The sequence below is a fragment of the Acidobacteriota bacterium genome (assembly GCA_016196035.1).
In the GTDB taxonomy this organism is placed as follows: Bacteria; Acidobacteriota; Blastocatellia; order RBC074; family RBC074; genus JACPYM01.
Genome location: JACPYM010000104.1, coordinates 49724 through 62483 on the forward strand (window position 1 = coordinate 49724; position 12760 = coordinate 62483).

The following is a 12760-nucleotide window of genomic DNA, read 5'->3' on the forward strand; positions in this document are numbered from 1 at the left end:
GTCGGCGGTACCGCGCGCGTCAGCAAGCGGTGCGTCAAATTCGGCGCAGTAGTTCAGTAGTCAAGCCTCCGCTTGCTGACACGCGCGGTACCGCCCCGGTGCGCCAGCCCGCCAACCCAATTGCCAACCGCTCTATACTTCTGTGTCTGTAATTCAAACGTTGTTCAAAGCAGTCAGCTTCGACGGCCCGCAAAAACCCGCTGGCCTAGCCACGTGTGGCTTGCCGCGCGCTCACCAGCAAACTCAAACACAAGCCCAGCAAACTGCCCACGGCGACGCCCAGGCCCATTTTGAAGCCGTAGATGAGCGCGCCCAGTAAGCGCGTCAAATCTTCAGTGCCTGCGGCATAGCCCCAGTGTACGCCCAGCCCGCCGCCCACGCCGCCGCCCACGCAAAGGCTGCCGAACACAGACAAGCCTAGCAACAAAGCAGCCACGCCAGTCCGTTTCACCGGTTGTTTGTCTTGGGCTGTTGCTGCTGATTTGCCATTGTTGTGCATCGCGTCCTCCGTAATTTGTTTGCCAGGTTCCGACGACACGCAGCATAACCACACGCCATCGTGACGGCAGAGGCGATTAGGACACTTCGTCGAGCGCCACAAGCTCAGGAGGCGGGGCGCACGAGGAACTTTTCGACGTATTGGCGTAACTCGGTCAAGGAAGAATCGGCAATCACGCGAAAGATGCGGCAACGCACGCCGGGCGGAATCAGGGCCGCCGTCGCCGCGTCGGTAATGACAAAAGAACTGGCGCGCAAGCCCTTTTGCCAATCGGGTTCGCGCGCATCGCGATAGTTGATGGCGTCGGGATCGAGTTTGACGGCGGCCAGCACCGAACGCGCGTAAAGCAAAAACGCCGGCCAGTGCGAGGCCACCGTGATGAGTTCGTCGGCTTTGGGCGGCGTTTCGCCTTTGAGGGCTTCGGGCACGGAACGCGTGTGAATCAGCAGGCAGGAGAGTTTGGCGGGCAAGGCCGCCGTCGCCATTTCGGCTTGCCCATAGAGGGCCACGGGCACCGCACCGAACAAAATGCTGCGGTCTTCGCACTCTTGCGGGCTGGCGCTGGCGACGCGAAAGCCGGTGGCCTCCTTGATTTCAGCCACCAGAATGGCGCGGAAGTGCGGGTCGGGATCAATCACCAGAAAATGATCGGGCGGTTGCAGGCGCAGCCAATGCCGCACGCGGGCTTGAATTTGCGCCAGCGAGAAGCCTTTGCGGCGCGTCAATTCGAGGAATTCGATGATGATGTGATCAAGGTCGAGTTGCGCTTCGAGCGCGCGTTCGGCCTTGAACGACCGTACATAAATGCCGCTGCCCGCGCGCATCTCGACCCAACCCAAATCGGTCAATTCGCTGTAAGCCGCGCTGACCGTATTGGCGTGGATTTTGAAGCGGCGCGCCAGTTCGCGCGTGCTCGGCAGTTTTTGCCCGGGTTTCAAATCCTGGCTGAGAATGGCTAGTTTGATTTGCGCGACCAATTGTTCACGCAACGGCACTTCATTATCCTTGGCTAGCCAGAGTTGCATGGCGGTTTTGAAAGCTGGCACAACCTGGGTACGCACCGCTTCCAGCGTGCGGTCTTGGCAAAAGGCGGAAAGATGCCGAAGGGTTTCCTTTCAGATTAAGTTCGTCCGTTGCCAAGACCGCACGCTGGAAGCGGTGCGTACCCAGGCTTATTCCAAATACGGCTCGGCCCCATCAGCCGCGCGGGCCGAAAGATGGTTGCGCATGATATTTCGCGCACAGGCATTCCAACGCAAGATGGCGTCGTCATTGCCAGCGGGTTTGAGCGGTTCGGCCTTTTCGTACCAATCCATCGCCTCGCGCAGCCATTCATAACCATCGTGACCGGCGCCCGGCCCACCTTGTTGCAGCCGCACTTTAGCCTGGCGCTCGCAAATCAAACCGGCGTAATAGGCGCGCTGATATTCATCTTTGAGTTTGGGCAGCACCGCTTTGGCCTGCCGCGCGCCCGCCGCATAGCCTTTGGCAAGGCGATCTGTCAGCGCCAGCAACAAGGTGACCAAAGCGTCTTGGTTATCCGGTTCGACATCCAGCACGTCCAGGCAGATGCTTTCGGCTTCGCCGGGTTCGTTGAGCAAGCGGTAATGGTGCGCCTTTTCCAGCGCCTGTTCGATGGAATCGGGATGAATTGGCTTCAATTCAAACATGTCAGCCTCGCTAACAACTCTAAGTTAAGACTTCTTGCCTTTGCCGGTGAGCTTGCGCCAGAGCCAGAGCACTGGGTCGTAATGCTCGTCAACGATGCGTTCTTTGAGCGGGATGATCGCGTTGTCGGTGATGTGAATGTCTTCGGGGCAGACCTCCGTGCAGCATTTGGTGATGTTGCAGAGGCCGATGCCCAACTCTTCTTTGAGCAAATCCGTGCGTGAGACGCCGTCGAGCGGATGCATTTCAAGCCCGGCGATGCGCACAAAAAAGCGCGGCCCGCCGAACTCCTCTTTCTTTTCGTGATCGCGCAAGACGTGACAGACGTTTTGGCAGAGAAAGCACTCGATGCATTTGCGGAACTCCTGCACGCGGTCAACTTCTTCTTGCTGCATCTTCCATTCGACGCCGGGTTTGGGCGTGAAGGGCGGAATTTTCTGGTTGATTTTGTAGTTCCAAGACACGTCGGTGACTAGGTCTTTGATAAGCGGAAAGGTCTTGAGCGGGTTGATCGTGATCGGTTGATCGAGCGGCAGATCATCAAGCCGCGTCTTGCACATCAGTTTTGGACGGCCATTGACTTCGGCGGAGCAGGAGCCGCATTTGGCGGCCTTGCAATTCCAACGCACAGCCAGGTCGGGGGCATGATGGCCCTGGACGTAATGCACCGCGTCGAGCACGACCATGCCGGGCGCGACCGGGACTTGATAATCCACGTGCTGACCGCCGTCTTTATCGCCGCGATAAACGCGTAAGGTTGCGTCTGCCATTCTTGCTAGTCTCCTCACTGTACAGCAGGCTGCCAGCCTGCTGTGGTCTCCGCTGTGGACGGTTCAAGGGCCGCCCACTATAACTGTACAGCAGGCTGCCAGCCTGCTGTGGTCTCCGCCTGTTGTGACTCAAATTCCCAGCCAACCTTCAAATCGCACAACCCCGTCAAGCGTCCGCTTCAACGTCCCCCAGCAGGCTGGCAGCCTGCTGTACGGTTTCGCGTTTCCAATTCCAGGGCCAATCGTGCCAGGTTGTAACCAAACCCGCTTTCACCGGATTGTTCAACACATAGTTCACGACGCGGTCATATTCCCCCGCATCGCGGATCACGTGATCGTAGCTCTCACGCGCCCAAAAAGTGCCCGCGCGTTGCAACAACGCATTCGCCTGATTGGACGTGTAGCTCTTCAGTGAATGCATGATGACATCCAGCGGCGGCTCAGTGCTTTCGTATAGCACGTCCTCATCCGGCGCGGCCAGCGCGTGTAAACTCGTCTCCGTCAGGAACGGTGCGAATACCACGTGCACGTGATTGGACATAATGCAATAGGCGTCCAACCGGTAAACCTTGCCGTCCCGCCAATGCAAACTGTTCGCGACCAGCGCGGCGATCTTTTCCTCCGCCAGCCAGCGTGGCCCGGTCTGCGCCGCGTGCAACACGTCCTCGAACTTCCGAAACCATTTCCGTTGAAAAGCCAGCAATCGCTCTTCGTGCTGCTTCAACTCCGGCGTATCATCCGCCAGCAACAACTCGCCCAGCCGCGCGGTTTCTTCCTTTAACCACTGCTTTTCCGCCAGCCAGAGCCGCAAGATGTGTTTGGGCACCGAGCCATCCAGGCGAAACGTGACAAACAGCGTGGCCCCAGGCGGATGCCGATGCGGTAGATTGCCGCCCCAGAACTCCTTGTACTCAAAGGCTTCCACCCGCCCCCTTTGTACAGCAGGCTGCCAGCCTGCTGCCGGCTTGCGCTGCACTCAACTCGCGGGCCAGTACCGCTTGCAAACTCAACTGCTCTACCGCTTGCCCATCGGTTTATCGCTGAAGTCTCAGCAGGCTGGCAGCACTGCTGTACGCTACTTGTCCTCCGCTAAGACTTGTTTCAATTCTTCCGGCATTTCCGCCAAGGGCCGCTCTGACAGCTTCATCGCGTCGCCGTCACGCTGAATGATGTGATTGAGCTTGCCCCACTTCTCATCGTCCAGCTTGTCGTAATCAATGCGGGCGTGGGCGCCACGGCTTTCCTGCCGCGCACGCGCGCTCAAAGCGATGGCTTCCGAAACGATCAGCATGGATTTGAGTTCACGCGCCAGATGCCAGCCGGGATTGAACATGCGTGAGCCTTCGACGCGCACTTTTTCCAGGCGCTCTTTGAACTCATCCAATTTCGCCAGTCCCTGCGCCATGTCCTCTTCGTTGCGGAAAATACCGACCAGGCTTTGCATCGAGTCCTGCAATTCGCTGTGGATTTGATAGGGGCTTTCGCCGCTCGTGCGTTCAAACGGTTCCAGCAACTCGCGCGCGGCGGCTTCGATCTGGTCATTGTCAATTGCCGGGTTGGCCGCGCCTTTGGCGTATTCAGCCGCAGCCGCGCCCGCGCGCCGCCCAAACACCAGCAAGTCCGACAGCGAATTGCCGCCCAGCCGGTTGCCGCCGTGCAAACCCGCCGCCGCTTCGCCCGCCGCATACAAGCCGGGCACGGTCGAGGCCTGTGTTTCGGCTTCGACGTTGATGCCGCCCATCATGTAATGACAGGTCGGGCCGACTTCCATCGGCTCTTTGGTGATGTCAACGTCGGCGAGTTCTTTGAACTGGTGGTACATGCTCGGCAGTTTCTTTTTTACGTACTCTGCCGGTTTGTGCGAAATGTCGAGAAACGCGCCACCGTGCGGGGTGCCGCGCCCTTCTTTGACTTCGGTGTAAATCGAACGCGCGACCACATCGCGCGTCGAAAGCTCCATACGCTTCGGATCGTACTTTTCCATGAAGCGGTCGCCGTTCTTGTTGCGCAGGATACCGCCCTCGCCACGCACGGCCTCGGTCACAAGCAAGCCCTGAACGCCCGGCGGCCAAACCATCCCGGTCGGGTGAAATTGGACGAACTCCATGTCTTTGAGTTCCGCGCCGACTTCATAGGCCAGCGATTGACCATCGCCGGTGTATTCCCACGAATTCGACGTGATGCGATAGGCCTTGCCGATGCCGCCCGTGCATAGCACGATGGCTTTGGCCTTGAATACGACGAAACGGCCCGTCTCACGCCAATACGCAAACGCGCCCGCGATGCGTCCGCCATCCATCAACAGCTTCGTCACCGTGCATTCCATATACACATCCACGCCCAGCGCTACGCCACGATCCTGCAAAGTGCGGATCAATTCGAGGCCGGTGCGGTCGCCGACATGCACCAGCCGTTTGTAGGTGTGGCCGCCAAAGGCGCGTTGCAGGATGTTGCCGTCGGGTGTGCGGTCAAACAGTGCGCCCCACTGTTCCAGTTCGCGCACGCGGTCGGGCGCTTCCTGGGCGTGGAGTTGGGCCATGCGCCAGTTGTTCAGAAACTTGCCGCCACGCATCGTGTCGCGAAAATGCGGCTGCCAGCCATCCGCCGAATCCACGTTCGCCATCGCCGCCGCGATGCCGCCTTCGGCCATCACGGTGTGCGCCTTGCCAAGCAGCGATTTGCAGACGACAGCAACCGACGCGCCTTGCCCCAGCGCTTCCAGCGTTGCGCGCAACCCTGCGCCGCCCGCGCCGATGATCAACACATCGTGTTCATGCGTTTCGTACTTTTCGTTTGCCATAAAGGTGAGAAGAAGTGAAAACCTGCCACAGCAGAATTGCCGCCAGACTTATAGGATGCGCCAATCCGTGATGACGCCACGCGCCACCAGCATGATGTACAAGTCGGTCAACGCTACGGTGAAGACGCTGATCCAGCCATACAGCATGTGCCGTTCGTTCAGAAAGCTGGAGAGGCGCCAGGCTTTGTAGCGCGTCGCGCCCGCCACTTCGCAGGAGAAGCAGTCCAGCTTGCCCCCGATCAGATGGCGCAGCGAGTGACAGGAGAGTGTATAAGCCCCCAGATAAACAACATTGACCACCATGATCAAGGTGCCGACGCCAACGCCAAAACCATCGGCGAACCAGAAAGCCCGCAGCGCGTCGTAGGCCAGAATGGCGATGAAAATCAGGGCGAGGTAGAGGAAATAGCGATGCAGGTTTTGCAGGATGAAGGGAAACTTGCGTTCGCCCGAATAGCTGCCCGCGCCGCGCCCCGTGACTGCGCACGAGGGCGGCGTCAGAAAGAACGCGCGATAATAGGCTTTGCGGTAGTAATAGCAGGTCGAGCGAAAGCCCAGCGGCACCATCAAAATCAAAATCGCGGGCGAAAACGGCCACCAACGCGGTTTGAACAACGGCGAATATAACGGCGAAAGGTACGGCCCCCATTCATAATGCGCCCCTTCAAACGCCCTGAACGTTGCATAAACACCAAAGCCGCCCAGCACGAAGATGACCGGCAGCAGCTCCGTCCACCAGGCATCCCGCCGGAACGTTGCCCCAAAGCGGCGCGACTGCAAAGCAGTTCTCGATTCAGCCATACATTCCTCCGACGGCAAACTTGCAGACAGCCGTGCTTGCCATCCAGATCAACTAACACGTGGAATCACTGAAAAAACTACTGCTAACCAACTTGTCGAAAGGCTGCCAGCGGCAGAACTGACGCTGGCGAAATTTGAATGAAAGCGCAAAAACGCGGCGTAGCATACGCTGGAACCCCAGAGGCGTCAACGCGCGGTTCAATGGGCTGCGGCCAGCATCTGCACGAACGCGCGCGCCGCCGCGCTGAACACCCGGCCCCGCCGGTGAATGATACCGACGGCACGGGTAAAGGTGCCTTCGCTGAAATCGAGCTTGGTCAACAGCCCGCTTTTCACTTCGTTGACGACGGCGGTTTCGGGCAGGATCGAAAGGCCGATGCCGACCTCGACCGAGCGTTTAATCGTCTCGATGTTGTCGAATTCCATCACCGTATTCACGCCGACTTTGTGTGTTTTGAAAATGCGGTCAATCGTCTTGCGCGTCGGAATGTCGCGCTCAAAGGCGATAAACTCTTCGCCACTGAGTTGCGTCAGGCTGACTTTGCGTTTGCGCGCGAGCAGATGTTCAGGACTGCAAACCAAAACCAGTTTGTCTTGCCGCAAGGGGATGACGGCGATGTTGGGGCGGCGTAAGGGCAACGCCACGATGCCGAAATCAATCGTGTTGTGCAGGCAGGCTTCATAGACCTTGTCGGTGCGGCTGTATTCGATGTGCACTTTGACCTGCGGATGCGCCTTCATGAACTGTTTGATGTAAGGCGGCAACTCGTGCAGCCCGATGCTATAGACCGTCGCCACTTTGACCGTTCCCGCAATCACCGCCGACTGCTCGCGCATACGCTCTTCCAACGCGCGAAAGCGTTCCAGCAACTCTTTGCATTCAGCGTAAAACATTTGCCCGGCCTCGGTCAGCGCCACGCCTTTGCGCTGGCCACGCTCGATCAAGGGCCGGTCATAGCGCTTTTCGAGCACCTTGATTTGCTGGCTCACGGCGGATTGGGAGACACGGTTGAGTTGCGCGGCTTTCGAGAAACTGCCGGTTTCGATGAGATCGCAAAAGGTTTTCAGAGTTTCGATGTGCATCTAAGCGCAAAGACTGGATTAGAGATCAAGCAGGCGCCGGTAATCGTGCATGGAATTGAGCAGGCAATCGGCGATGAAGTATTCGAACGAATCTGAGCGATCCGCGCTGACCCGTTTCATATGTTCGCGCTCCAGCACCTGCAAATACTCAACCCGGCGCAATGGTGGGATCAGCGCCAAAGGGTAATCGTCCTGTAGCAACGACAAATTCAGCGCCAGACGCGCGGTGCGCCCGTTGCCGTCAATAAACGGATGTATCGTCACCAACTGCAGATGCAGCCAAGCGGCAAAGACCACGGGATGCCGCCGGGCGCGTTGTTTGGGCGCGCGCTCAAACAATCGGTGCATCAGTTTCGGCACCTGCCGGGGCGTAGGCAGTTTGAATTCACTGCCCGAAATCCAGACTTGCTGCTGGCGATAGACACCGGCCTGCGATTCATCCAGTTGGCGGTAAAACAAGCGGTGCAGTTCCCGCACATCCGCTTCGCCAATCTCCACGCCATGCGCCAAGTCCCGCATCCGATCATAGGCCGCCGCGTGGCCCACGGCTTCGAGGTGCTCGCGCAACGGTTTGCCGCTGACCGTCAAGCCGTCTTCGATCACCACTTTGGTTTCGATCTCCGTCAGGCTGTTGCCTTCGAGCGCGTTGCTGGTATAGGTCAGACCGACCCGAAAATAGTCACGCAGTTGTGCGACTTCGCCAGGCTGTAAGGGCCGCGCCCGCTGCAACCGCGCTTGCAACAGATCAATTTCTTTGAGCAGTTTTGCCAGTGTCATGGGTCACCTCGCTATACGGCCAGATTAGCACAGCTTATACACAAGTTTAATCGAATGCATTTTACTCATTAGCTTGCGGCTGCTATCTTTCGCAACGTCACGATCTGTCGGTTATGAACAACTAAATTCAAGCACTTTTTCCGCGTTACGGAGGCAAGATGGCTGCATCGTTAGAGAGCTTGCCAGCAAAGTCTACGCCCGGCTTGTTGCTGCGTCTGTGGCAATCCTCGTTGGGCAAAAAGTACGTGATGGCGCTCACCGGTTTGGGGCTGTACCTTTTTGTCATTATTCATTTGCTCGGCAACCTGCAAGTCTTTGCGGGGCCAACCAAAATCAATGAATACGCTCATACGTTAAAAGCCGCGCCGCCCGCCCGTGCTTTGGGGCGCGCGCAGCGGCCTGTTGACGCTGGTGTGGTTGCACATCATAGCCGCCATCCAATTGGCGCTGGCGAACCGCAAGGCGCGTCCGCAGACTTATGCCGTCGGCAAACCGGTCGCTTCCACCTTTGCGCAACGCACGATGGTGGTCAGTGGTTTGCTGTTGCTGGCATTCATCCTGTTCCACCTCTCGCACTTCACGCTAGGCTGGATCAATCCGCAGTATCTGGAGTTTCACGATCCTATTACGGGCTATCATGACGTGCGGCGCATGATGATCGAAGGCTTCTCCAACCCGCTCGTTGCGGTCTTTTACATCGTCTCGATGGGCTTGCTCTTGCTGCATCTGAGCCACGGTGTGAGCAGCACCTTTCAATCGCTGGGCCTGCGCAGCAAAAAGACCTTCGGCTTTTTTGACAAGCTTGCAAAGGTTTCGGGCTTGTTGTTGTTCCTGGGCAACAGTGCAGTTGTAGTGGCGATTCTGCTGAGATTGATAACATGACCGCATCCAAACAAGGAGCAGTAACTTATGAAACTCAAGATTCTCATACATCCTGCTGATGAAGGCGGTTTTTGGGCGGAAGTGCCTGCTTTGCCAGGCTGTGTTTCCGAAGGAGACACCTTGGCGGAAACGCTGGCGAATATCCGCGAAGCTGCACAAGGCTGGCTGGCTGTGGCGGCTGATCGCATCTTGGCCGCGCCCCTACCGCAAACCCAAGTGATGGAGATCGAACTATGAAGGTCGTATCCGGCAAGCGCTTGTGCCAGATTTTGGAACGAGCGGGCTGGATTCTACAGCGTGTGCAAGGCAGTCATCACATCTACACTCACCCGACCAATCCGGCAATCCTCACCGTGCCCGTGCATGGGAATCGCGATTTGAAAAGAGGAATTTTGCATAGCTTGATGAAAGAAGCGGGACTTACCGAAGCTGATCTATAACGAATCTACAATGAGCATTAATCTCAATTCTAAAATCCCGTCCGGCTCGGTACCCACAAAATGGGCCAAGTACAAACAGGACATGAAGCTGGTCAACCCGGCCAACAAACGCAAGCACGACATCATCGTCGTCGGCACGGGGCTGGCGGGCGCCTCGGCGGCGGCGACGCTGGGCGAACTGGGCTACAACGTCAAAGCGTTTTGCTTTCAGGACAGCCCGCGCCGCGCGCACAGCATCGCCGCACAGGGCGGCATCAACGCAGCCAAGAATTACCGCAATGACGGCGACAGCGTGTACCGCCTCTTTTACGACACGATCAAAGGCGGCGACTTCCGCGCGCGCGAAGCCAACGTCCACCGTCTGGCCGAAGTCAGCGTCAACATCATTGACCAATGCGTCGCCCAAGGCGTGCCCTTCGCCCGCGAATACGGCGGCTTGTTGGATAACCGCAGCTTCGGCGGCGCGCAGGTTTCGCGCACCTTTTATGCGCGCGGCCAAACAGGGCAGCAATTGCTGATCGGCGCGTATCAGGCGCTGAGCCGCCAGATTCATCTGGGCACCGTGCGAATGTTTCCGCGCACCGAGATGCTCGACATCGTCATCATTGAAGGCCAAGCCAAGGGCATTATCACGCGCGATCTGGTCACGGGCGAAATCACGGCGCATTCTGCTGACTCGGTCGTGCTGGCGACAGGTGGTTACGGCAATGTGTTTTACCTTTCGACCAATGCCAAAGGCTGCAATGTGACGGCGACCTTTCGCGCGCACAAAAAAGGCGCGCTGTTCGCCAATCCCTGCTACACGCAAATCCACCCGACCTGCATCCCGGTCAGCGGCGATCATCAATCCAAACTGACGCTGATGTCGGAATCGTTGCGCAATGACGGGCGTGTCTGGGTGCCTAAAACATCGGGCGACAAACGCAAGCCCCAAGACATCCCCGAAGGCGAGCGCGACTACTACCTCGAACGCAAGTATCCGAGTTACGGCAATCTGGCCCCGCGCGACATCGCTTCGCGCGCGGCCAAAGAAGCCTGCGACAAGGGTCTGGGCGTCGGCCCCGGCGTACGCGGTGTGTATCTGGACTTCTCAGATTCGATCAAACGGCTGGGCCGCGCGAAGATCGAAGAGCGTTACGCCAACCTGTTTGAGATGTACGAACGCATCACCGGCGAAAACGCCTACGAACAGCCGATGCGCATCTATCCGGCGGTGCATTACACGATGGGCGGGCTGTGGGTAGATTACGAATTGATGAGTAACATCCCCGGCTTGTTTGTTATCGGCGAAGCGAACTTTTCCGATCACGGCGCGAATCGCTTAGGCGCTTCGGCATTGATGCAAGGGCTGGCGGACGGCTACTTCGTGCTGCCGCAAACCATCGGCGGCTACATGGCCGGACAGAAAGGCAAGCACTCGACCGAGCACGCCGAATTCAAAAAAGCGTTGGAAGACGTGCGCAACCGCACGGCGCAGTTGCTGGGCATCAAAGGCAAGCGCACGGTCAGCGATTTTCACCGCGAACTGGGCAAGCTGATGTGGGATAACGTCGGCATGGCGCGCACCAAAGCCAGCCTCGAACTCGCGCTCGCGCGCATCCCTGAAATCCGGCAGGAGTTCTGGGAGAACGTCAACGTGCTGGGCGACGGCAACGAATTGAATCCGGCGCTCGAACACGCGGGCCGCGTCGCTGATTTTTTAGAGTTCGCGCAACTGTTGGCCTACGACGCGCTGCAACGCGAGGAATCCTGCGGCGGCCACTTCCGCGAGGAATATCAGACCGAAGACGGCGAGGCGCTGCGCAATGATGACGAATACGCTTATGTGGCGGCGTGGGAATACAAAGGCGTTGACGCTTATCCCACGCTGCACCAGGAACCCCTGCATTACGAAGAGATCAGAATGACGCAGCGGAGTTACAAGTAAATCCCTGGCCCCTGGGTACGCATCGCTTCCAGCGTGCAGACTTGGCGTCAGACGGAACCGTGCCGGAGGGATGCCCTTTCAGCATCAATCCATCTGATTTGACGCAGCATGCTGGGAAGCGTGCGTACCCAGGGTTTCCAGGTAAGTTAGCAACCGGCCCACGGCCGTCGGTTTATCCGGCAACTGGACACTGCCGGGAGTAACTGGACTACTAGCTTGGGCCGCCGGTGCGCGGGCCGGTTGCTATTGAACTTTCCACACGAAGTAACACAAGGGTAACACGAGGGTAACACGAAGTTACTTTCCACTCTTCGTGCTACCTTCGTGTTACTTCGTGGGCAACTCATCAATAACACAAAATGAAACTGAAACTTCGCGTCTGGCGGCAAAAGAACGCCAACACCACAGGCCAATTCGTAGAGTACGACGCCCCGCACATCAGCCCCGACATGTCCTTTTTGGAGATGCTCGATGTCGTCAACGAAGACCTCATCAAACGCGGCGAAGAGCAGATCGCCTTTGACCACGATTGCCGCGAGGGCATCTGCGGCGCGTGCAGCCTGGTCATCAACGGCACGCCGCACGGCCCGTTGCAAGAAACCACCACCTGCCAATTGCACATGCGCACGTTCAAAGACGGCGACACCATCACCATCGAACCCTGGCGCGCCGCGCCCTTCCCCGTCATCAAAGACTTGGTCGTAGATCGCGCGGCCTTTGATCGCCTGATCCAATCCGGCGGCTACGTCTCGGTCTCGACCGGCGGCACACCAGACGGCAACGCGCTGCCCATTCCCAAAGAAGATTCCGACAAGGCGATGGACGCCGCACAATGCATCGGCTGCGGCGCGTGTGTGGCGGCCTGCAAGAACGCTTCGGCGATGTTGTTTGTGGCAGCGAAGGTTTCGCATCTGGCCTTGCTACCGCAGGGGCAAGTCGAACGCGAACGCCGCGTACTGAACATGGTTACGCAAATGGATGCGGAAGGCTTCGGCAATTGCACCAACATCGGTTCGTGCGAAGCGGCCTGCCCGAAAGGCATCACGCTGGACAACATTGCGCGGATGAATCGGGAGTATTGGCGGGCGCTGTTCAAGAGCAAGCTGGCCTAAC

At 58.1% G+C, this 12760-nt stretch carries 14 protein-coding genes; 5 read left to right on the plus strand and 9 right to left on the minus strand.

What is annotated here, in order from left to right; translation table 11 throughout:
• Positions 1-205: 205 nt before the first annotated feature.
• The 9 genes from HY011_29475 to HY011_29515 form a co-directional block, all read right to left on the minus strand.
• Positions 206-499 carry a hypothetical protein gene (locus HY011_29475; GenBank protein ID MBI3427080.1) on the minus strand — a complete coding sequence of 98 codons (294 nt, stop codon included), beginning with the start codon at positions 497-499 and terminating at the stop codon, positions 206-208.
• Between the two features lie 104 nt (positions 500-603).
• The gene (locus HY011_29480) at positions 604-1545 is read right to left on the minus strand and encodes a GntR family transcriptional regulator (GenBank protein MBI3427081.1); all 942 of its coding nucleotides are present in this window, start codon (positions 1543-1545) and stop codon (positions 604-606) included.
• 126 nt (positions 1546-1671) lie between these two features.
• The gene (locus HY011_29485) at positions 1672-2169 is read right to left on the minus strand and encodes a hypothetical protein (GenBank protein MBI3427082.1); all 498 of its coding nucleotides are present in this window, start codon (positions 2167-2169) and stop codon (positions 1672-1674) included.
• Positions 2170-2193: 24 nt separating this feature from the next.
• A complete protein-coding gene (locus tag HY011_29490) occupies positions 2194-2937 on the minus strand; it encodes a succinate dehydrogenase/fumarate reductase iron-sulfur subunit (protein MBI3427083.1) in 744 nt (247 codons plus the stop codon).
• A gap of 166 nt (positions 2938-3103) precedes the next feature.
• Positions 3104-3862 (minus strand): hypothetical protein, encoded by a 759-nt coding sequence (locus tag HY011_29495; GenBank protein MBI3427084.1) that lies wholly within the window; start codon positions 3860-3862, stop codon positions 3104-3106.
• 150 nt (positions 3863-4012) lie between these two features.
• Positions 4013-5737 (minus strand): succinate dehydrogenase flavoprotein subunit, encoded by a 1725-nt coding sequence (locus HY011_29500; protein MBI3427085.1) that lies wholly within the window; start codon positions 5735-5737, stop codon positions 4013-4015.
• 48 nt (positions 5738-5785) lie between these two features.
• Complete coding sequence (locus tag HY011_29505; GenBank protein ID MBI3427086.1) at positions 5786-6538, minus strand: succinate dehydrogenase; 753 nt, start codon at positions 6536-6538, stop codon at positions 5786-5788.
• Between the two features lie 198 nt (positions 6539-6736).
• Positions 6737-7621: a LysR family transcriptional regulator gene (locus tag HY011_29510; GenBank protein ID MBI3427087.1), complete on the minus strand. Its 885-nt coding sequence runs from the start codon at positions 7619-7621 to the stop codon at positions 6737-6739.
• 18 nt (positions 7622-7639) lie between these two features.
• Positions 7640-8398 (minus strand): Fic family protein, encoded by a 759-nt coding sequence (locus tag HY011_29515; GenBank protein ID MBI3427088.1) that lies wholly within the window; start codon positions 8396-8398, stop codon positions 7640-7642.
• 375 nt (positions 8399-8773) lie between these two features.
• Between HY011_29515 and HY011_29520 the strand changes: the two genes are divergently transcribed.
• The 5 genes from HY011_29520 (at position 8774) to HY011_29540 (ending at position 12759) form a co-directional block, all read left to right on the plus strand.
• Complete coding sequence (locus tag HY011_29520; protein ID MBI3427089.1) at positions 8774-9280, plus strand: succinate:quinone oxidoreductase; 507 nt, start codon at positions 8774-8776, stop codon at positions 9278-9280.
• A gap of 27 nt (positions 9281-9307) precedes the next feature.
• Positions 9308-9517, plus strand: a complete 210-nt coding sequence (locus HY011_29525) for a type II toxin-antitoxin system HicB family antitoxin (GenBank protein MBI3427090.1) — start codon at positions 9308-9310, stop codon at positions 9515-9517.
• On the plus strand, positions 9514-9720 hold the full coding sequence (locus HY011_29530; GenBank protein MBI3427091.1) for a type II toxin-antitoxin system HicA family toxin: 207 nt from the start codon (positions 9514-9516) through the stop codon (positions 9718-9720). The genes HY011_29525 and HY011_29530 overlap by 4 nt, the downstream gene beginning before the upstream one ends.
• Positions 9721-9736: 16 nt before the next feature.
• Positions 9737-11647: a fumarate reductase/succinate dehydrogenase flavoprotein subunit gene (locus tag HY011_29535; GenBank protein ID MBI3427092.1), complete on the plus strand. Its 1911-nt coding sequence runs from the start codon at positions 9737-9739 to the stop codon at positions 11645-11647.
• A gap of 359 nt (positions 11648-12006) precedes the next feature.
• The gene (locus HY011_29540; protein MBI3427093.1) at positions 12007-12759 is read left to right on the plus strand and encodes a succinate dehydrogenase/fumarate reductase iron-sulfur subunit; all 753 of its coding nucleotides are present in this window, start codon (positions 12007-12009) and stop codon (positions 12757-12759) included.
• Position 12760 lies beyond the last annotated feature (1 nt).

What these genes read in the sequence shown, in the direction of transcription:
- HY011_29475 (MBI3427080.1), bottom strand. Translation starts at nt 499, where the DNA reads ATGCACAACAATGGCAAATCAGCAGCAACAGCCCAAGACAAACAACCG.
- HY011_29485 (MBI3427082.1), bottom strand. Translation starts at nt 2,169, where the DNA reads ATGTTTGAATTGAAGCCAATTCATCCCGATTCCATCGAACAGGCGCTG.
- HY011_29490 (MBI3427083.1), bottom strand. Translation starts at nt 2,937, where the DNA reads ATGGCAGACGCAACCTTACGCGTTTATCGCGGCGATAAAGACGGCGGT.
- HY011_29500 (MBI3427085.1), bottom strand. Translation starts at nt 5,737, where the DNA reads ATGGCAAACGAAAAGTACGAAACGCATGAACACGATGTGTTGATCATC.
- HY011_29505 (MBI3427086.1), bottom strand. Translation starts at nt 6,538, where the DNA reads ATGGCTGAATCGAGAACTGCTTTGCAGTCGCGCCGCTTTGGGGCAACG.
- HY011_29510 (MBI3427087.1), bottom strand. Translation starts at nt 7,621, where the DNA reads ATGCACATCGAAACTCTGAAAACCTTTTGCGATCTCATCGAAACCGGC.
- HY011_29515 (MBI3427088.1), bottom strand. Translation starts at nt 8,398, where the DNA reads ATGACACTGGCAAAACTGCTCAAAGAAATTGATCTGTTGCAAGCGCGG.
- HY011_29525 (MBI3427090.1), top strand. Translation starts at nt 9,308, where the DNA reads ATGAAACTCAAGATTCTCATACATCCTGCTGATGAAGGCGGTTTTTGG.
- HY011_29530 (MBI3427091.1), top strand. Translation starts at nt 9,514, where the DNA reads ATGAAGGTCGTATCCGGCAAGCGCTTGTGCCAGATTTTGGAACGAGCG.
- HY011_29540 (MBI3427093.1), top strand. Translation starts at nt 12,007, where the DNA reads ATGAAACTGAAACTTCGCGTCTGGCGGCAAAAGAACGCCAACACCACA.